This window comes from Mastigocoleus testarum BC008 (assembly GCF_001456025.1).
In the GTDB taxonomy this organism is placed as follows: domain Bacteria; phylum Cyanobacteriota; class Cyanobacteriia; order Cyanobacteriales; family Nostocaceae; genus Mastigocoleus; species Mastigocoleus testarum.
In genome coordinates this window covers 12,501-32,741 of record NZ_LMTZ01000161.1, presented here as the reverse complement: position 1 = coordinate 32,741, position 20,241 = coordinate 12,501, and the positions used below count along the sequence as shown (strand labels likewise).

Annotated in this window: 17 protein-coding genes and 2 pseudogenes; 7 read left to right on the top strand and 12 right to left on the bottom strand. The window is 37.3% G+C overall.

Going from position 1 to position 20,241, the window contains the following annotated elements:
- Positions 1-4 precede the first annotated feature (4 nt).
- From BC008_RS43080 to BC008_RS43070, 4 genes and pseudogenes are all read right to left on the bottom strand, one after another.
- Complete coding sequence (locus tag BC008_RS43080) at positions 5-745, bottom strand: class I SAM-dependent methyltransferase (protein WP_058184741.1); 741 nt, start codon at positions 743-745, stop codon at positions 5-7.
- 968 nt (positions 746-1,713) lie between these two features.
- Positions 1,714-2,127 carry a hypothetical protein gene (locus BC008_RS43075; protein WP_058184740.1) on the bottom strand — a complete coding sequence of 138 codons (414 nt, stop codon included), beginning with the start codon at positions 2,125-2,127 and terminating at the stop codon, positions 1,714-1,716.
- Positions 2,128-2,441: 314 nt separating this feature from the next.
- Positions 2,442-2,534 (bottom strand): annotated as a pseudogene (locus BC008_RS52960) (IS1 family transposase); the annotation flags it as partial.
- Between the two features lie 216 nt (positions 2,535-2,750).
- A complete protein-coding gene (locus tag BC008_RS43070; protein WP_027845985.1) occupies positions 2,751-3,170 on the bottom strand; it encodes a hypothetical protein in 420 nt (139 codons plus the stop codon).
- Between the two features lie 268 nt (positions 3,171-3,438).
- On the opposite strand from BC008_RS43070, the gene BC008_RS50985 reads away from it, so the two are divergent.
- Positions 3,439-3,618, top strand: coding sequence for a hypothetical protein (locus tag BC008_RS50985; protein WP_201026235.1), 180 nt, complete (start codon positions 3,439-3,441; stop codon positions 3,616-3,618).
- Positions 3,619-3,767: 149 nt separating this feature from the next.
- Here BC008_RS50985 and BC008_RS50125 read toward each other — a convergent pair whose 3' ends face one another.
- The 5 genes from BC008_RS50125 to BC008_RS43055 form a co-directional block, all read right to left on the bottom strand.
- Positions 3,768-3,920 carry a hypothetical protein gene (locus tag BC008_RS50125; RefSeq protein ID WP_161938225.1) on the bottom strand — a complete coding sequence of 51 codons (153 nt, stop codon included), beginning with the start codon at positions 3,918-3,920 and terminating at the stop codon, positions 3,768-3,770.
- 118 nt (positions 3,921-4,038) lie between these two features.
- Positions 4,039-7,695, bottom strand: coding sequence for a tetratricopeptide repeat protein (locus tag BC008_RS43065; protein ID WP_036267841.1), 3,657 nt, complete (start codon positions 7,693-7,695; stop codon positions 4,039-4,041).
- Positions 7,696-8,056: 361 nt separating this feature from the next.
- Positions 8,057-8,269 carry a hypothetical protein gene (locus tag BC008_RS50980; RefSeq protein ID WP_036267838.1) on the bottom strand — a complete coding sequence of 71 codons (213 nt, stop codon included), beginning with the start codon at positions 8,267-8,269 and terminating at the stop codon, positions 8,057-8,059.
- 31 nt (positions 8,270-8,300) lie between these two features.
- Complete coding sequence (locus tag BC008_RS52390) at positions 8,301-8,423, bottom strand: hypothetical protein (RefSeq protein ID WP_268768293.1); 123 nt, start codon at positions 8,421-8,423, stop codon at positions 8,301-8,303.
- A 48-nt stretch (positions 8,424-8,471) separates the two neighbouring features.
- On the bottom strand, positions 8,472-11,288 hold the full coding sequence (locus BC008_RS43055; protein WP_235596021.1) for a tetratricopeptide repeat protein: 2,817 nt from the start codon (positions 11,286-11,288) through the stop codon (positions 8,472-8,474).
- Positions 11,289-11,481: 193 nt separating this feature from the next.
- Between BC008_RS43055 and BC008_RS52885 the strand changes: the two are divergent.
- The 4 genes and pseudogenes from BC008_RS52885 to BC008_RS43040 form a co-directional block, all read left to right on the top strand.
- Positions 11,482-11,643 (top strand): annotated as a pseudogene (locus tag BC008_RS52885) (hypothetical protein); the annotation flags it as partial.
- A gap of 618 nt (positions 11,644-12,261) precedes the next feature.
- Entirely contained in the window at positions 12,262-12,621 is a 360-nt protein-coding gene (locus tag BC008_RS43050) for a hypothetical protein (protein WP_027843513.1), read from the top strand.
- A 332-nt stretch (positions 12,622-12,953) separates the two neighbouring features.
- Positions 12,954-14,237, top strand: a complete 1,284-nt coding sequence (gene iscB, locus BC008_RS43045; RefSeq protein ID WP_027843512.1) for an RNA-guided endonuclease IscB — start codon at positions 12,954-12,956, stop codon at positions 14,235-14,237.
- A gap of 91 nt (positions 14,238-14,328) precedes the next feature.
- A complete protein-coding gene (locus BC008_RS43040) occupies positions 14,329-14,706 on the top strand; it encodes a DUF6876 family protein (protein ID WP_036265564.1) in 378 nt (125 codons plus the stop codon).
- A gap of 39 nt (positions 14,707-14,745) precedes the next feature.
- Here BC008_RS43040 and BC008_RS43035 read toward each other — a convergent pair whose 3' ends face one another.
- Complete coding sequence (locus BC008_RS43035) at positions 14,746-14,955, bottom strand: plasmid mobilization protein (protein WP_027843510.1); 210 nt, start codon at positions 14,953-14,955, stop codon at positions 14,746-14,748.
- Between the two features lie 207 nt (positions 14,956-15,162).
- On the opposite strand from BC008_RS43035, the gene BC008_RS43030 reads away from it, so the two are divergent.
- Entirely contained in the window at positions 15,163-15,456 is a 294-nt protein-coding gene (locus tag BC008_RS43030) for a hypothetical protein (protein ID WP_027843509.1), read from the top strand.
- Between the two features lie 85 nt (positions 15,457-15,541).
- Positions 15,542-17,800 (top strand): DUF3560 domain-containing protein, encoded by a 2,259-nt coding sequence (locus BC008_RS47910; protein WP_058184738.1) that lies wholly within the window; start codon positions 15,542-15,544, stop codon positions 17,798-17,800.
- Positions 17,801-18,154: 354 nt separating this feature from the next.
- Here the strand turns inward: BC008_RS47910 and BC008_RS43020 are convergent, their stop codons facing one another.
- Both BC008_RS43020 and BC008_RS43015 read right to left on the bottom strand, forming a co-directional pair.
- Entirely contained in the window at positions 18,155-18,556 is a 402-nt protein-coding gene (locus BC008_RS43020) for a hypothetical protein (protein ID WP_027843508.1), read from the bottom strand.
- Between the two features lie 8 nt (positions 18,557-18,564).
- The gene (locus tag BC008_RS43015; protein WP_072207820.1) at positions 18,565-19,677 is read right to left on the bottom strand and encodes a ParM/StbA family protein; all 1,113 of its coding nucleotides are present in this window, start codon (positions 19,675-19,677) and stop codon (positions 18,565-18,567) included.
- Positions 19,678-20,241: the final 564 nt, after the last annotated feature.

Here is a 20,241-nt window from a genome sequence, read left to right as displayed (position 1 = left end):
TATATTACTTCAGGCATTCAATACAAACAATAGGTGCATATTCAAGGAAGTCTTGCCAAAATTCTAGATCAAATTCCTGTATTCCTTCAGAAAATACTATTGGTTGATGTAAGTGAATCTCTTCAAAACCAGCAACTTGAAATGCCCATTCATAGGTTTCTTTGCTGAGATAATAGTTATCAAAGCTAACTGTTTTGTTATCACCAGGTATTCTAAATGTTAAAGTAATGGGCGTACCTTCTTGAAGTGTTTCGGAAATACTTTTTGTATACCCATATTTTTCACAGATTCCATAAGATTCAGGGCATTGTTGTAAATTATTATTAATGGTGAGAAAACGACCGCCAGGTTTCAAGTTGGTGTATACAGTCTGACACATTTTCAGTAATTCTTCTTTAGTTCGGGCATAGTTTAGTAGATAGGAAGCAACTACTAGATCAAAACTGCCAATTTTGCCAAGCTCCATTACATCACCAACAATATACTCAATATCTTCTTGTTTTTGGCTTTCTTGTTGTTTTGCCAGTTCAATCATTTTTGCGGAAATGTCCACACCCACTATTTTTTTAGCCCCTTTGTGCAGGAACTTCCTACTGTACAATCCTTCTCCACATGCCAGATCGAGGATTGATTTACCGGTCAAATCCCCTAGCAGATTAAAGTATGTATATTCTTCAATAAGGCGACACGGTAATTCTGTAACTTTCTTATACTGTTCCGCTATAGTGTCATAATAGATTATCATTTTATCCTCCTTGCTTATACCTTAGACATCTCTGAAAAAGAATATAAAAGCCTTGTGTAGTCGGGGGTGATATCTCATTTCTGGAGATGTCTCTTATAGAACTACAATATGTTGTATCTGATATAACTTCCTACTTTAAGTAAATTATTCTAAATACAACAGTGAAAACCTACTTAAAATATGGGAATTTCAGGAAGAAAGAATAGTAATATCTCTGATATGTCCAACTATCTCAGAAGTTAGTGCTGGCATTGATATCCCTGTCATTCACTTCGCTTCAATTTTTTATACAGTGATGGGAAAACTAAGTCTACAAGATTTAGGAAATATTGATAAATTAGCATCAAATAATGCAAAACCAGTTTAAGAAGATAACTAACCTTAAATAAAGTCAAAAATAAAGATAAATAAGGATAAATAAGCAAAAATCTACGATTTTCACTTCTTACTTCTTTCTTCCTCCTCATAAAAGCCTTCTGCCCTCTGCCTATTGCTAACGCAACGCAACGCTAACTGCCTTAAAACGCGTTTCTACTCCTTTCACCAAAAGTTACCAAGACTCAGAAAAGTTTGTAAATCTGTTTTTAGCGGAAAATGGATGTCTGCATGGTACTTTATGAGAGCGACTTACTTCAACTTACATCTTGCACCAACAAAAGTTTATGTAAATGTATTACTCAGTAAAAAGCCAGAACCCTTAACTTAGCGTTAGCAAAGCGTGACGCGATAGCGTCATTATAAAGTCATAAAAATTAGGTAGCGTTATGGCACGTATTTTGAATTTATCTGGGTTAATACTCACAGGTGCAAGATATGAGTCAAAGGCCACTTCTTGAATTTAAATTTAATGGCGGCTATAGTCTTGTTTGTCCTCGTGCCCAGTCACTCCATCTTATCCTTCCCAACAGGTTTTGACCCCATCCGTGATACTAGGAATTGAAGTTGAAAACTTTTCCTCATCTCAGAGGTCAGTCGCAAACGAACCCCAGGTCTATTTCAACTTCTCCTATGTTTTTTACCTTTACTTGTTGTGCACCGGGAGGGAAATAACTATCGATAGCTCCCCGATCAGATGGGACAAAATTTCGATTGGTTAATGGGGTGGGTGAATTGGTAAGTGTTATTGCGTATACTCCTGTCATATCCTTATCATAACCTGCGGTAGTGCTAACCTTAGTATCACCACCTGCAGTGGTGCTGATCTCAATTTGGGGACATGATGCTGGGCCTACGATCTCCTTGCCTGGGGCTATGGTTACGGCATTGGCAGGAAGAACTATGGTTTGTACAAGCGTGATAACTACTGCTACAATTGTCAGCCATTTGCTGACTCTGCTAATGTGCTTGTTTATTTTTTTTCTGTTTGGGTTGTTGATAGTCATGTGATATCTTCCTTGAACTAATTTGATATTTTCGCACTCAAATCATTTCCTTAGGGGTATAGTAATTCTTTCCTATTTACGGTAGGACCGTGTAAGGTCTCAACACAGTGAGATTCTTTTTCGGTAGCAGACATAGCTTGACATAAACTCCTTATGATGTATTTCTGATTCATCATAGTTATAATCAAGATCAACTTATGCACTTGCTGACTTTTCGTAGATCCCCGTTTAGAAGTAATGAATAAATGTAGTCAGATCGGGATAAGTAGAGGATTCAGTTTAATCGGAGGTGTTGTAAAGGTGTTGGTATTGACTTAAATTAAGATTCCAAATTCATATCTATTGATAAATAATCCAATCACAATATCGTACATAAGAGTAGATTTAGAAAAGCAAATTGTTTGTCTTGGCGAGCATTCCCACCCTGCGGGAATAAGGTGTTTCCTAATTAAAGGAAACTCAATTACCCACGAGAAACTCATAAACTCTACCCATACTCCTGAAAAAATGGGCGAACCGGGAGTTGTTACTTATCATTTAAAATTAGTGGCGAGATAGATTAATTGAGTTTAGTTCGCAACGCACAATTTAAATGTTTAGTGTACTAAGTAATTGACACAAGTTTATCCTGAATTTCCAAAATGCAAGTACTTATCTGCTTTTCTCAAAATCCAATCAGCTTGAAATATTTTACCAATACGTTGCTTGCGATTCTGGTCAAGGTATGAAACTGTGCAAGTAAATTTCTTGCCCGAAAAACCAATTGATTTCACCCTAGCTTCCACAAGCCAATTGTTATGGAAATGCAATCGGGTTGGATGGCAAACAATGCAATCGCCCACCTTTAAATTCTTCTTCAATTTATACAGTTTCAAAGCTTGGTGAATCTGTTGATATTGCTCGTTGGTGAGGACTGACTTGACGGCTTGTTTTTGGTCTGGTGATAAACAGTCGAGGAGATATTGCAAGGCTTCGATGTCGTTCAACTCCAAGCAATCCAACAACAATTGTGTGTTTCCTGCTGCTAGCTGTAAATTATCCATAGTCCCCCAAAAAATAAGTGGACTATTTTTAGTTTAGCTAATTTATTTTCATACTCCTCTTAACAATAGTTCTGTAACTAGAGTTAGCCGTACCAATATTTTTGCAATTTACCGAACATGATATTTAACTCTATTTATTGTGTCGGTTTCCATCAATAATTAAGTGATAAAAACCGAATTTACACCACTTTTAATTATCACTAATATGAAAATCAAAGGAACACATTAAACCTGAATTGATTAAACAAAAAGCTAGGAATTAAAAATTATGGCTATTGTACGTTACCCTTGGGCAGAAATGACTTCACTACAACTTCAACTTGACCGTATGTTTGAAGATGTTCAAGCATCAGTACTGAGTAATAATGTATTGTGCCATTCGTCATGGATAGGTGTAGTAGTTCAATTACTGCATAATTTAAAATTACTTACTCTCAAACCGATCTAGTAATCTCAGCAAATTAATAGTATCTACTACATAAACACCATCAATCATATTATTTTGGTTAATTTCTGATAAATTCGCTTGAGTAAAACAAAGAATAGGCTGCACAAATTTGACTTGTTTTAATTCCTTAATAGCCCTTGCTTGTCCTTTCACAGCTTTATTAATGGTGCAATTGCCAAATAACCTGAAAACGCAAAATACTTTACTGCTTCAGTACGACGTTCCCGAGCTAGTTCCCTGCATTGGTGAGAACTTAAAACAATATCAGGAGTTTCCTCTGGTTCTAAACCTCCCCACTTCACACAGAATGTTTTGAATTGAGCTACCGATAAATTTAGTGTAAGAAGATAAACATTTTGCTTTTTTAGTAATAACCAAATATCTTTAAACTAAAGTTGTAATTAGTGAATTCGCTTGTACTTAAATTTTTTTCCAATTACCAGTAGGAATAAAGCTAGCCCAATAATAGGGATGATTGTATTTAGAATGTTTAATAAACTCTAATTGTACTTCTCGTAATGACTCATGTCTACCCTTTCCAGCTTTTAAGTTGTCATAATACTTCACCATTAAATCTTTAGTTCCATCATCAGAAACTTTCCATAAACTTAATAGCTGAGCTTGAGAACCAGCGATTACCAAAGCACGACGCAAACCATAGATACCATCACTGTTTTTAACTTCACCAAGTCCAGTCTCACAAGCTGATAATACTACTAATTTTGTTCCTCTTAAGTCCAAACCTGCAATTTCTAAAGCAGTAAGAACTCCATCTTCTGTATTATTACTTTGTTTATTTTGACGATTATTAAAACCAGCTAAAGCTAAACCAGAGCGTAGTAAGGGATTTTCTAATTCAATTTTTTTTGATTTATTATTATTTTTATTTTCAAGGAAAAAAGCATGGGTAGCTAAATGTAAAATACTGGGTGTTTTTAATTGTTTGATTGTCGTCTCTGTCGCTCTTTTACTCGTTATTAAAATTGTATTGGGAAAGATATTTTGAATAGCTTTACCTTCTAATGAAGTTCCTGGTAATGAGCCATAACTTAGATTTGTTAAGTCTACAGAACGCTGGTTCTTTGAATTACTATTTTTTGCAATCATGATATTTTCATAATTGTTATAGTCAATATCTGCAAATACTACGGGATCAGAAAGTTGTTTTGCTTGGATGTTGAAGCGCAATAAATCTCTTCCGGTAGTAAGATAAGAGAAAGAGTAGCGTTCAACTAAGTATTGATTTTTTTCATCTTTTAAAGCTTCAAAAGGTATTAAGTTTAATTCTCCGTCTGGTGATAATAACAGGTGATTCGCATTTCCTAATAAAGGACGGATGGGAGCCATAATTAATTTATCTAATTCGCGGGAAACTTTCTCACCTTGGTTTTTATAGTAAGATACAGGTGATTTTAGGGCATTGCGAAAATTTTCAACAGATTTGTCAATAGTTTCAACCTTACCCAAATCTACCCATTTCGGTTCACCTACTTGATGTAAAACGACAGCAGCATAACGGGGTTTATCAAATCTTTTGTGGTATTGAGCCTTGGGATTAAATGGTTGATATTGGATGATTTCTACTAGTGCTGCATTTTGAGGGATTTTTGCTTGGATAGGAGCTAGTTCTATTGGTTGAATTTCTTTACGAAACTCTTTACTGATAAAACTAAGTTCGTTTTCTAATTCTTCGTTTTCTAAATTTAATTTTTTTATTTGCTGTTGATAAATTTCAATATTTTGTTTATTTCTTCCTCTATATACTAATTCTGCTAACTGTTTTTTTACATCCAACCATTTATCAAATGACTTTTTAATTTTTGGATTGCCTGCTAAATGAGGACGTAATGTTTGCACTATATCAGTCATAGCATCCAATACTCGTCCTTTATGACGCAGTACTGTAGTCATAGCTAATTTAGCAATGGAGGGGTTTGATTCTTGTAGGGCTAAGGAAATAGCAATATTAGGACTTCCATTAAAGTATTGAGCTAATTTTTGTTTTTCTTGTTCGGAAAAACCTTGATAAATCAATTGTATTTTTTTTTCTTCAATTGCTAATCTACGATTGAGAAAATCAATCGTTTTGGAGATTTTACCTTGTACCCAGTAAAGTTTTGCTAAATTATCAAGACCAGTTGGTGTTTCAGTTAATCTATGATAATCACGCTTTTCACTAATAGCTACGGAGCGCAATAAAACAGATTCTGCCTTAGCGTAATTCCCTTGGGAATAGTAAACTACACCTAAACGATTGAGGGTAATTTCTATTGCATTTCTCATTTCTCCAATAAGAATTCTTAATTCTTCATCTAATTCTTTTTCCTGAATAGCAAGGGAACGTAATAAAACACATTCTGCTTTCTCATATTTTCCTTGTAAGTTGTAAATTAAACCTAAATAGTTGAGAGCAGGTACCATCTGACCCGAAAAATCTTGATTAGATTCTTTCTTGTCAATAGCAATTTTTTTCTCGTAAATAGCAAGGGAACGCAATAAAAGAGATTCTGCTTTGGTATAATTTTTCTGCAACTTGTACAGTATTACTAAATCATTGAGAACATGTGCAACATAAAAATGTTCTGTACCCATTAGTTTCTCTTTAATAGCTAAAGAGCGTAGGTAAAGTGCTTCCGCTTGATTATAATTTCCCTTTTCTCGATAAATTGTTGCTAGTTTCTGCAGAATATCTGCTACGATGTAGTTCTCTTTTCCCATTATTTTCTCAAAAATAGGCAGCGAGCGTGAGTAATGAGATTCTGCTGCAATATTAATCGTAAAAATCTCCTGAGTAAAATCGGGACTCCCGAACAAATTGTAATAAGTTGCTATCCTAAGTAGGGTCATTCCTACATCAGGATGTTCCTGACCCAATGCTTTCTTCCGAATAGCCAAGGAACGTCGGTAAAGTGCTTCTACTTCATCAAAATTCATTTCTGATTCGTAAAAGCCTGCTAAATCATGTAGTATAGATGCCACATCAGGATGTTCTTTGCCTAATACCTTCTCTCGAATAACCAAGGAACGCAGATAAAGTGATGCTACCCTTTTTTTGCCATTCTCATCATTTTTGTAAAGATTGGCTAAACCATGTAAGGTAGTTGCTACATCAGGATGTTCTTTACCCAATAACTCTTCTTGAATAGCAAGGGAACGTTGGTAAAGAGTTTCTGCTCTTTTATAATTATCATCTTTAGGGTAAGTACTATATATGCTGTAAAGTTTTGCTAAATGGTAGAGGTTAGCAGCGACATCAGGATATTCCTCATCCAACATTTTCTCCCGAATAGCCACAGAGCGTTGGTGAAGAGATTTGAATGACTCTAATTCTTTTTCTATTCTTCTGTCATAAAATTTACCAAATATCCCTAATTTGTACTTAAGTTTCAGTAAACCATCGAGAGTTTTTACAACTTTGGGATGTTTTTTACCAAATATTTTCTCCCGAATCGCTAGAGAGCGGAGATAAAAAGCTTCGGAAGCATCATAATTACCTCTTAATCTGTAAATTTCCGCCACGTTATAAAGACTTTCTGCAACATCGGGATGTTTTTTACCCAGTACTTTCTCACGAATCGCTAAAGAACGTAGGTACATACGCTCTGCTCTCGCATAAATACCTCGTCCTTGGTAAAGTTTACCTAAACCATTTAAACTACTGGCTATATGAGGACAAACATCATCATTATTCCTTTCATTAATTTTTAGCGATCGCAAATAAAGAGGTTCTACTTTAAGGTACAGTCCCTGCAATTGATAAAATTCTGCTAAATCATTTAACGTAATTGCAATTTTTAGATGCTCTTTCCCTAATACTTTCTCTTGAATTTCCAAAGCTTTTTCTTGAAAAGATATAGCTTCCCTATAATTACCTTGCTCTCTCAATTTGTTGGCTTTGTCAATTAGTTCCTCAGCTTCTGCTAATTCTGCGGATTTTTCTGCTGACTGTAGCGCTTGTATTTCCCCTACAACTTCTTTTGATACACTTACCACTAATCCTAAAGTTATCATTGCAGTGATTGAGTAAGATAATAATTTCAGGGAGATAGGGAATTTTTGGTTGGAGTTGGGAGACATTAGTTTTCCTACTTCCTTGTTAGGTGAGCAAATACACTGTCTCTTTATCTTGTATTCATTAACATAATTATCGCCTGTGTATTGTTATTGATATTTTTCTAATACTTAATAAAGTTTTTCAAAGCTTTGCATTATTACCCATTGGAAAAACCCACATCCTCCTCCAATTACCAGCAGGAATAAAGTTAGCGAACCTTAGACATTTTTTGTTCCAAAAATAACCTCAAAACTTTATAAATCGATCGTTTTACGTCGAATTAGTGGTTTTCTTGATATATCTATGTTTGAGTGATATGCCGGGACTTTGAAGTCAATCCGTTGTCATGAATGGCTTTGAGGCTTGTTCTTGCTTGCTTTTTGTCTAAGTCCCGTTAGTTTTCTGCCAATCTTCCAGCACACCAATAACAAAACTAGCAGCGGGATGACTCAAGAATTGCTCCAATGCTTTTACGCTGCACACTTTCAATACACTGAGCATACGCGTTGTTAAATTGGGGTTGTTTTCGATTTGTGCCATTACTCCTGTAGCTAGTTTCCCAGAACTAATCCCCACACTGCCATAAATTCTTCCCATTCCTCCTCAGTTTGTGGCGGTTTATCTTTGGTTAGTCCAACCCCCGCGCTAACTTCCTAGCTTCGTCTGGGCCCTCACCAAGTTCTACCAGATGGCGTTCTAAGTTTGGGTCATAGCCTTGGGCTGTGAGTTGGGCATATTCGGTGTCGGTCATGTCGGGTTCACCGGGGTTTTATCCCTATATAGATAAACAAATATACATCTATTCTTTTCTGTTGCGTTTTTGTTTTCTCCGAAGATATTCAAGATTATTTCGGACGTTAATAGTATTGGGATGCTCCGTTCCTAGCCATTTTTTACAAATTTCAAGGGCTCGTTCATAAAGCGGTTGTGCTTCACCATACCTTCCTTGGCGATAGTACAATGCTGCTAAATTATTCAAGCTAGTTGCCACCCAAGGATGCTCATCACCAAACAACCTTTTATAAAGTTCTAATGCTTGTTGCAAAAGCGGTTTTGCTTCTGAATACCGTCCTTGTGAACTATAAAGATTAGCCAGGTTATTCAAGCTGGTAGCCACATTGGAATGATCATCACCCAGTACCCATTTTCCCTTCTCTAGCCCTTCTTCATAAAGCACCTCTGCTTCACTGTATCTTCTTTGCCGATAATACAGAAGTGCTAAATTGTTCAAATTGATCACCACATCGGGATGCTGTTCACCAAGTACCCGCTTTCTTATTTCCAAGGCTTGTTTATAAAGCGGTTCTGCTTTACTGTACCTTCCTTGTGCAGAATACATAAATGCTAAATTGTCCAAACTTACAGCCACATCCGGATGGTCCTCCTCAAATAGCCGTTTTCTCATTTCCAACCCTTCTTCATAAAGCAGTTCTGCTTCACTGTACCTTCCTTGTGCAGAGTACAGTGCTGCTAAATTGTTCAAGCTTAAAGCCACATCCGGATGGTCCCCCTCAAACAACCGTTTTCTCATTTCCAGGGCTTGTTTATACAGCGGTTCGGCTTCACTGTACCTTCCTTGACTATCGTAAATAAATGCTAAATTGTTCAAGCTAGTTGCCACATCCGGATGGTCACCCCCAAACAACCGCTTTGTCATCTCAAAGGCTTGTTCATAAAGCGGCTCTGCCTCACTATACCTTCTTTGCCTTTCGTACAGCAATGCTAAATTGTCCAAGCTAGCTGCCACATCCGGATGGTCCCCCTCAAACAACCGCTTTGCCATCTCCAACCCTTCTTCATAAAGCGGTTCTGCTTCACTATACCTTCCTTGCCGGTAGTACAGAAGTGCTAAATTGTTCAAGCTACTTGCCACATTAGGATGGTCCCTCTCAAACAGCTGCTTTCTCATCTCCAACCCTTTTTCATAAAGCGGTTCTGCTTCACTATACCTTCCTTGTATTTCGTACAAAAATGCTAACCAAGCTAAGCTTGTTGCGTATTTAGGATCATTCTCTCCACAACGTGATTTAATTAATTCCACATATTTCCCATACCAAGGTTCTGCTAAACGATACAAGCCCTGTCCTTGATAAAATTTCCCTAAACCAATAAAAACCCAACCCAAATCTTCGTCACTAATAGCTGATGTCAGATTTTCTGCCACTTCTGTCAGGTGGGGAATAGCATCCTTGACCGAATCAATATGTTTACTGGTAGGAGTTTCAGGAATCTTCTTACCGATGCCTCCGGCTATGCACTTTGTGCTTATCGCAGTCATAACCCCAGCAAAAGAGTGTTTCAACTGTAAAGCTGATTCTAACTGTGCCAACTTCGCCTGTAAAAATTCCCTTACAAGAGGATGTATGCGGTAGGTTTTCTGTGAAGTTAATTGCAGCAGATTAAACTTCAATAAATAACCATCTCGTATGTCTTCCAAATCTTCTTCGTCAGTATCTGGTAAACACTGCTCTACTAACTCCCAGTTAAAGGGGGCTGAAGCAAATAAACTCAATAAGCATCCCAGTTTCTGTGCTTCCTCATCAAGCTCTACCCAGCTTAATTCAAACGCCGCTGCTACCCCTAACGGTGCCGTCATATTCCCGTATTCTTGTTGTAGTAGCGCCCGTGCTGCTAATCGCTTACTTTCTAGTCGAGAAAGCACTTTTGCTAATGTCAGGGTTGGATGGTTATCTAAATATCTTCCCACCAACTCCAATGCTAATGGCAGATATCCCAACCACTTACATAAACCTTGTGCTGCTTCTATTTCAACTTCGATCCGTTCTGATCCCGCTAGCACTTTCAGTAACTCCAATGCTGCTTCTGGTGAAAGCACATCTAGGTCAATTCCACGTATACCCCTTTCTGGACGCTGGCGACTGGTCATCAGCACCTTGAAACGTGATTGTGTTGGTGGTAAGTAAGGAAGAATATTTTCTCTGTAAAAGTTGCCGTACTTTGGCACATCATCAAGCACTATCAGTGCTGCTCCTTCTTTCCAATGTGACCAACAATACTTTACTTGCCCTTCTAGATCCAATTCTAAATAATCTGGAGGATTGACACCCAAATACCTACGCCCAAAATCTATGATTTGAACTCCCAAATCTTTTCCACGCACTTGCAGCCAACATAAACCACCGGGGTAATTATCTTGATATCGCAAAGCATATTGCAGCGCTAACTCTGTTTTACCAATACCACCCATTCCCGCAAGGGCAGTTATCACTATCTGTTGACCATCATTCAGTTCTTGATGAAGATGCTCCAGTTTTTCACGACGACCAACAAACTGCTCTACTCCACTGTAGGGAAGATTCTGAGGTATGCCTGTCTGTACTTGAAAATCCTTCCCTATCAACTTGGCTACATCTTGTAACCTTTGACTACCAGGATTTGCCCGTCGCGCACCATCAATTAAATCTTCTACCCAATTCTCTGCTTCTGCTTTTTTGATTAACTCAAAAACTTTCTGGCTTAAATTCCCTTCTGAAGCGATTACATCTAAATTCTTACTCAATTCAAAGGACAGCATTTGCTCTAATGATGCCTTGTCAGGAAAAGCATCAATCAAAGCTTCTTGCAATTGTTTGCGCTGTTGACCAGATAAATTCATGCTTTACAATACAGAACTCATCTTAGAAGTTGGATCGATTACTACCAACTCTAACATTAGCTAATTTATTGTCATTAATATTTAAACCAATATAATATTTCACCTTACTTCTCTATCAAATTAAAAGAAATTTGTATTCTTCTCCTTCCAAAATGAGAATTGCTGTACAAGGACTGGCGATCGCCACACGAAACCACAATTCAACCTAAGAATTGATCGAGAGCTAAAAGATAAATTTGATGATAAATGCAAAGACGAAGGAGTTACCTTTAATGGTGCGATAGAACATCTTATGCGCAAAGCAATCAAAGATAATCTCTCCCTTAAACCAGAAGAAAATTATCACGACTATTAAATTCACCAGCAAAGCTCATTCTTAAATCGCTATGATTTTCCGTGGGTAAATCATAGCGATTTAATTACTGTCTTGAGCATATACTTATTGGCATGGTGAATATACACCAAATATTGTGTAAATATAGTCAACCGCAGGAAAACATATGACACGGACACACTCCGTGTGTAATCAGAATGAATCCCTCGGGTGCAGTCTAGAGGAAATGCGAATCATAAGCGATAATACTCATCAGCACCTTGAAACGTGAGTTATTTACTATCAAAATTCCTTAAATTATCTCATCGGTAAAATCTGTCTCATCGATAAACTTATCTATCCAATACAGAAACATCTCACTCTGAGAAACTTCTCGTACCTGACAAGCTTTTTTAAAAAGCTCCTTTTTCTCTGACGAAAGCCTTACTACGATCCTATCCTTAAACTTATGTCTATCACCAGGCATATTCTTATTTGATTTGTTTTGCGTCATTACCTGTCAATCAAAATCAGCTTTCGATTATACATTGTGGGCGTCCACAAAATCAACTATCTCATAGCATTAATACTCATTGACACGTGGGTGCCCACATAATACTATATAAATATAGTCAACCAAGGCTAAAGACAAATATGGCAATGAAAAACCTACGCTACCTACGCCTACTAAACAAAACAGCCCTGGAGTATGAGTACGACCTAACTGACCAAATTAATATGAGACTAGAGCCTTTCGGGCCGCATTGCCCAGAAAAAGAGAAAGAAGAAATAGCCGCAGCAGAGGAAGCAGAGTTTTTATTCAAGCACCCAAGGTCAAACGAATGCGAAATTTATTACCTCAACGAAGAATGCGCTGAAACTTTGGAGCCTTACTTAAAAATTCAAGAACAAAGCCCCCTAAGCAAGCTACATATAAAATTCATGCTGAAACAAAAGAAACAACTGCCAAAAGAGCTAGAAGAATTCCTAGAAAGAAATAAGGAAATATATTGCTACTGATTGAACGCTACAGAAAATATCACACAGAAAAACCCGGCGACTAACCGGGTTACATATAAAAACTTTCATCTCCAATTGTCAACGACCCCCGGCTAAAGCCGGAGGCTTCCAGCCTTGAGTTGACCAGACTCAGTAGTTAACAACTACTACGTTTAGGGGGAGTGTTAAAGTTCCTACCTTGCACGGGTACATGATACTAGCCTCAAGCTCTAGAACTAGAAAGTTAAACAGATTTAGATGGGTTAAGTCAGTGCTTTCTAGATACGCCGCCCCTAAACATTGTCGTTCGCGAAGCGCGTCTCAGATCACTTTACCAAAGAGATGCACTAATCATGCAAAATCACGTTTTTGTAGTAGATCAAAGGAGACAGCGATTAGATCCGATACATCCCAAAAGAGCGCGGAGATTATTAGAAAAAGGTAAAGCCGCAGTACTGAGAATGTATCCATTTACCATAATTCTGAAACAAGTAATTACTAATCCAACGGTTCAATCTTGCCAAATAAAAATCGACCCAGGAAGTAAAGTAACTGGCTTTGCTCTAGTCAGAGGTGGCGAAGTTATCTGGGGGATGGAATTAGAACATCGTGGCGAACAAATCAAAGCAAAGTTGTTAGATCGGCGGTCTGTTCGTCGTAATCGCCGCAACAGAAAAACTCGTTACCGTAAACCTCGGTTCTTAAACCGTAAGCGACCTGAGGGTTGGCTGCCACCAAGTTTAGAACATCGGGTAAAAACAATAGAAACTTGGGTTATTCGATTAATGCGCTTTGCCCCTACCGACCAAATCATTGTGGAGCGGGTTAAGTTTGACATGCAAAAAATGCAAAATCCGGATATTTCTAAAGAGGAATATCAACAAGGGACTTTGCACGGCTACGAAGTCAGGGAATATTTACTAGAGAAATGGGACAGAAAATGTACTTACTGCGGCGTAAAGGACGTTCCATTACAGATAGAGCATATTCACCCCAAGTCTAAAGGTGGCAGCAACAGAGTAAGTAATCTGTGTTTGGCGTGCGACAAATGCAACAAGAAAAAAGGTAATAAACCTGTAGAAGACTTCCTAAAGAATAAACCAACGCTCCTTGCAAAAATTAAGGCACAAGCCAAAAAGCCTTTAAAAGATGCGGCGGCTGTTAATGCAACTAGAGACGCAATCATCAAAATGGTCAAATTTTTTGACTGGTTCCACGAAATAAAAACAGGCACTGGTGGACAAACTAAATACAATCGCACTCGATTAAATCTTCCTAAGGAGCATTGGATCGATGCGGCTTGCGTTGGCGATGTTGACAACTTAATTCTTCTAACTAAACAGCCCTTAAAAGTTAGATGTACAGGGCATGGAACACGTCAAATGTGTCGCACTGATAAACACGGATTTCCAAAAAGACATGTCCCCAGGGACAAGTTTGTTAAAGGTTTTCAGACTGGCGACATAGTGAAAGCTGTAGTGACTAAAGGCAAAAAGATTGGTACTTATTTTGGTCGTGTTGCTGTCAGAAAAAGCGGTTCTTTCAATATCTCCAGTAAAGCTGGATTAATTCAAGGAATAAATTACAAATATTGCAACTTGATTCATAGAAGAGATGGTTATTCTTACTCGTTTTGACAATTAACCACGGCAGATAAATCTGCTCGTGGCGTTTTTCCTCCCCGACATGAATGACGGACGGGGTTTCCAAACTACCGGAGGTTTCCTGATGACAAATACAAGCTCCGATAAACAGCAAAGAATCCAATCAGGATTGGCTCAATTTCACGGAACAGAAAATTGGTACAAACATTGGCTAGGCTTACTCTACACCGACGGTATCAAATACTTAGCAGAGGAAGCACAATGTTACTGGTTGATAGATGATATATTCTCTTATCAAACCAAAGACTTTCTCAAAGATATCTACTTACAAGAGTTTCAAGTTTGGCATCTAGAAGTTAAAGATAATGCAGGTACTCTTATCTGTGAGCGCGATACAGACAATGAAGTCCTTACACAAAAAATTCCTTACACAAACTTTCCTCTTGCAGAGATCAAGCTATACCTTTCCCAAAAAGTCTTAATGCTACCTAGCGAGTATTAAGATCCCTCTCCCCAATTTTGGGGAGACAACCAACAAATTTCAATGACCAAGTAATTTCATTTTGTCTTCTAAAACTTTAATTCTCCGGTGCAAGCTTATATTATCGAAAGCTTCTGGCTGAATTCCTTGCTTATCTCTTATCGCTGATAAACAATAATCCGCTAACGTCATTTCCGCATCCGCTGCAGATTTCTTAATTGACTCCAACTCTTCGGGAGAAACACGAATTGATAACCTTGATTCTTTCATACCCACTTCCAGCTTATTAACAGCTAGATCTTAACTCTTGGGTAAACAATTAGCAACACATAAGTTAACCCAATATCATAACTGTCACAACGGGTTAACAGATGGGTTAATGCATGGGTTAACATAAGAATATAAAGACAAAGCAAAAGAGCGCTACTTACCACAGCCACGCTCTTTTACATTTACACAATTCTTACTCTAAAAATTATGTCTAATAATCTTAGCAACAACTTACAACAAATCGCAATCAATTCAGGTTTAGCCTTAGCCTCTCAGAATAACGGCACAGCCTTTAGTCTTCAAATCAATAACGGATATAACATCGATATCGCACAACTAGGTAAAGACAAATACAGCCTAACTTTAACCGAGTTTGCACCAATAGGGAATTGTGCAGAAATAACCGCACATTACAAAAATCTAGAATTTGTAATAAATTGGCTGGTCGAATACTCTGACCAACATAAAGAAAATATCGCTATTCCAGAAACTATCCATTAATCCTCAAACGGCGTTGCTGATTGCAACGCCAAAAAATATTCTCCTCACCTGGCAGAAAACAACCCAAAATTAAGGAATCAATATCATGACAGACTATATCAGTGCAAAGGAAGTAGCTAAACATATTCGCAAAGATTTAAAAACAAAATTCCCTAGTATAAAATTCTCTGTTCGTAGCGAAACTGGAACAATTCGCATAAGTTACACAGACGGCGTACCTGCCGAAGAAATTAAAGAGATCTGTACAAAGTACGATTCTCGCAGAGATTACGACCCGCAGTACTGCGATTATCGCAAAAGTGAACCTGTAGAAATAAACGGGGAAATGCTTACAACTTCGGTTGATTACTTCTTCATTGACCGCAATCTATCATTCAAATACTGCCAAGAAGTTTACAGTTACGTAATCAATAATTATGCAATAAGCTCAAAGGCTGAAGTAAAAGAAACTTCTACAGGAAGTGGATATTTTGATTGTTTAGATTTTAACGAACTGCGATATTTTCAAGAAGTAGCACAAAGATGTAATACATTTAGCCCTGTAGAAGAACAAGAAGAAGAACGAAAGAGACTCGAAAAAGAAGAATACGAGAAATGGTTACAGTCAGAGGAAGGTAAAAGAATCACAAGCGTAGTACAAGGGAATTACACTAGCTGTGATATCAGTGAAGAACCAGACGAAATCGAATTAACCCCTGAGAAAACGATACTGAATCTTCCAATAATGGTAGAGGCGAAATTCCCACGCCTCAACAAACAAGACCACATAGAAGAGTATCAAGAGCAGCTGGATGGGGGAGATTTTGAACGAGAAAGAATCAAGCTTTTAGAAGTTTACGATCTCACTGCAGAAGAATATAAAACTTTCACCGAAAACTTCCTAGCAATTTATACTTTCCTAGAAGAAGTACCCGGACATTCAGAAAAAGACGACAAAGGCTGGTACAGGCTTGGAATTGCTGTTACCTGTAAGGAAACCGGCAATGTAATTGCGATCGATACTCAGGGCTTTAAATACGCTCGCTATGTTGGTTTTTTCGATCATGAAGCTAGAATTCTTGAGTGCATCAACCGCCAAAAACTAGTCACTCTGGAAGAAGCACAAGAAGCGGCTGCTTTAGCTGCTGCAAATATAGAAATTGATTTCATTAACCCAATAAAAATCAAAGTCGATGAATTTTGGGTTACAGCAAAATTCGCTCATTCACGCAAAAATTCAACAGTTGAACAATATATTGAAGAGGTAGAGAAGGGTAATTTCAAGGATACAGATGTATTGGTACAATGCGTATTTGACATGTCTCTTGAAGAATACAACCATTTCCAAAATCATCTACTTGAAAAGCAAGACTTTTTAAAAAATGTCCCTGGATGTTTCTGCAGACGCCCGGACAATACTTGGTACCGCAAAGCGACAATGGTCACCTGCTTAAGCGAGAAAAAAGCAATGATCGTAGACACTCAAGGTCATAATTACGCTTGGTATGTAGGGATACTTAATATTACTGAGTCAGAAGAAATTCCTCAAATAGGGAAGCAAACACCAGGACAAAATGACGCGCCCCTTAAACTACTACCAGCACAAACAATATACACAGGCATACGCGTATCTGTCTATCGCTCTGGTGCAGAAGATTGTACAAACGGCGGTGTAAGTTCCAAATATGAAGAGCTACTAATTATTGGAGAAGGAATCGACCCAGTATGTGAAGAAACCGATCCAGAAAAAGTAGTTGAGTTAAAAAATAGACTCGGACACTACTTTGTAAAACCAATAACCATCGAAAAACATTCGATGATGGGCGGAAATTTCGTTTACTGTTGTGACAGTCGCTTTAGAGAAATTTGTGGATATCCGATCCCCATTCATGACCGAGTAGAATACACAAGTTACGATAAAAAGATTGATACTAAGCGGGAAAGATATCAAGATTTAGCGCAGAAAGCAAGTGAACAAGCAGATGCAGCATACCAAGGAGCAAAACAAATTGCGGATATCATCCCGTTAGGTCAACCAATACTAGTCGATCACCACTCCGAGCGTCGCCACAGAAAAGATATTTCCCGCATAGAGAACGGATTTCGTAAGTCCTGGGAACTAGGAAAGAAAGCAGAATACTACCAAAAGAGATCTGATGGAGTTGGTAAAAGCGGCATATCATCTGATGATCCACATGCTGTTGATAAACTCGAGGATAATTTGCAAGCTCGGATCGACCTTCAAGAAAAGATGAAAGCGACCAACAAGCTAGTTCGCAAAAATGATCATAAAGGATTAGCGCAGATGGGATTTTCAGAACCAGAAATCCAAGAATCCAAGATTTATTTTCACCAGATGAGCTAGGGAGAATCGGATACCCTAATTATGCGCTGCAAAACAACAACCAACAGATACAAAGAATCAAACGCCGGATCGAAGAACTTAAGAAAATATCAGATAAGAAAGACTCAGAAACTGACTACGGTTGGTTTACAGTATTAAATTGTGTCACAGATAACCGAGTACGAATAACCTTTGATGGTAAACCAGAAGAGGATGTCAGAGCGAAATTAAAAACTCTCGGCTTTCGTTGGTCACGACAAAATCTAGCTTGGCAACGCCATTACAATGAATGGGGAATTCATGCCACACAACAATTTATTAAGTGGGCTGAAAACCACAACGAAAGCATATAAAACAGTCTCCTCTCAATAAATCTTAGAAAGGACTGAACCAACCTTCTTTCGGTTCTTCTAAGATATCCAATTCATTTTTAATTTCTTGTTGAATATCCTCAGATACTGATATAACTTTTTCTTGTTGAATGTTCTCAGATACTAATTCCGTTACATCTCCGTTTGATTCACGACCTAGCATCTGTAGTAAATAATCTCGCTGTAAGTTAAGAAGATACAAGCAAGAAAGTATACACTCTCTATCCACTGTACCAAATTTATCTTTGTAAGCGAAAGGTAACCAATAAGCCGATAGAGCCATCATTACCATTTCTTTAGTTTTATATGGAGTCTTTTCTGAATTCAAATATTTAGCTAGAACTAAATCTTTGTTATTTTCTTCACCTTTTATACGTATACGAATTTCACTCTTTTCTATTTTCATAAATCAAATTATCCTTGATTTGTCATATTATATACAGTATTTTGCAAGTAGAGAAATAAACCATATATATCGGTAAAACGTAAGGCTAATTCATCCTTTCTTGGTGGTAAGTCAAAGGCTAAAATAACATCTCTCTCTAGCTCCGCAGCCCAAGAAATCTCAGTAGAAGAAAAATATTTTTTTAATTCTTTACTGAAATACTTTGAAGTTCCACCACCAATAATTATTAAGTCCATGTAACCAGATATATTCACAGATATCCAATCACGAATTTTATTCCAATATTCTTTTCTTGATTGAGCTGTTATTTGTACAAGCCGACTAATTTCTTCGACTCGAAATTCTTCTTTTTTACTTTTCGCCAAACTTTTAAAATGCTTTGGTGCTGGAGAACTACCAGAAAGATGAACAGGTTTAACTAAATTAGTCAAATTTTGCCCAGAAGTTGAATTTTTTATATTTTTTAACATCCAAGTCAGTCCATACTTATCTGAAGAACCACTTGATACTCCCTTCTCAAACACAACAGACGAAATATCACGATATCCCAACATCAAAACAGCAATATTCATGGAGTTAAACTTTACTCCAAGCTTTTTACTACGAGTTAAAACTAAACCTCCACCCTCAGGCTTACACTGGAAAACATTCAAAATTACTTTAAAATGTTGACCGCGAAAATAAAAGTTAGAAAGAGCATCAGCCAAACCAAATTCTAATTTTTTCCTATCTTCCCATTCACCATAAGGCAAAAGTAAAGCTAGAGATAAATTAAGTTGTGCTGACAAATTATGTTTTACAGCTATAGCCCCAACAACAGCCAATACTTTCAGAATTGCTTTCTCATACTTAAGGTCTTCTAAGTTAGAACGAGCATCAAAACATTTCTGCGCCAAAAATCCTACAGCGTAAAATTCTTGCCCTAATTTAACCCAAGCTTCGTTTTCTGGACAAGGATTACCTATTTTACGTGACTCATATAATTCAATAGATTCTTTACTTACCTCAAGTAGGTCTGGTTCCATAAAAAGTATTTCTGGCTCATTAGGAATCTCAGACAAAACATGATACACAACTTTGGTCATTGAAGAACCAGGATCAAGACTAACCAATAAATCCATACAAAATATTTTTACTATAGGAACAAAAAACTTTAACGAGAAAATATTAACAGAATTAACTTAAAGACACGACGTCTGCTTTCCTAAGTGCTTCATCAACAAGGCACTTTTCTTGAAAGAAAATACCAGCCGTCAACTCAATATCTCTCCTAAAAACTAGTAATCCTTCTACCACGGCTGGTATTTTCTTTTTAAGATATCTCCTAAGAACATTGTACTAATTGATAATATTACTCAACTAACGTTTTATTAATACTTTCAAGACTTCCTTGAAAAGCAAAAAATATTTTTAATTTAATTAAGATGATCCTGTATAAGGATTTTAGCAAAATTTTTCTATAAATGTCCCACTATTGTCCCACTCTTAGGACAAAGAAATCATCCTTTAAGAGAAGATAACAAGTTTTTGTGCCACTTATTGCATCTACCTTTCAATAATAATTAAACCATCGAAAAATGTCCCACTTTTGTCCCACTTTTAGGACAAAAATTGATAATTTATAAATTTGATTTTTCCACGGACAGTACGCCAAAAATTTTGCGAATATAAAAAATTTAGATTAT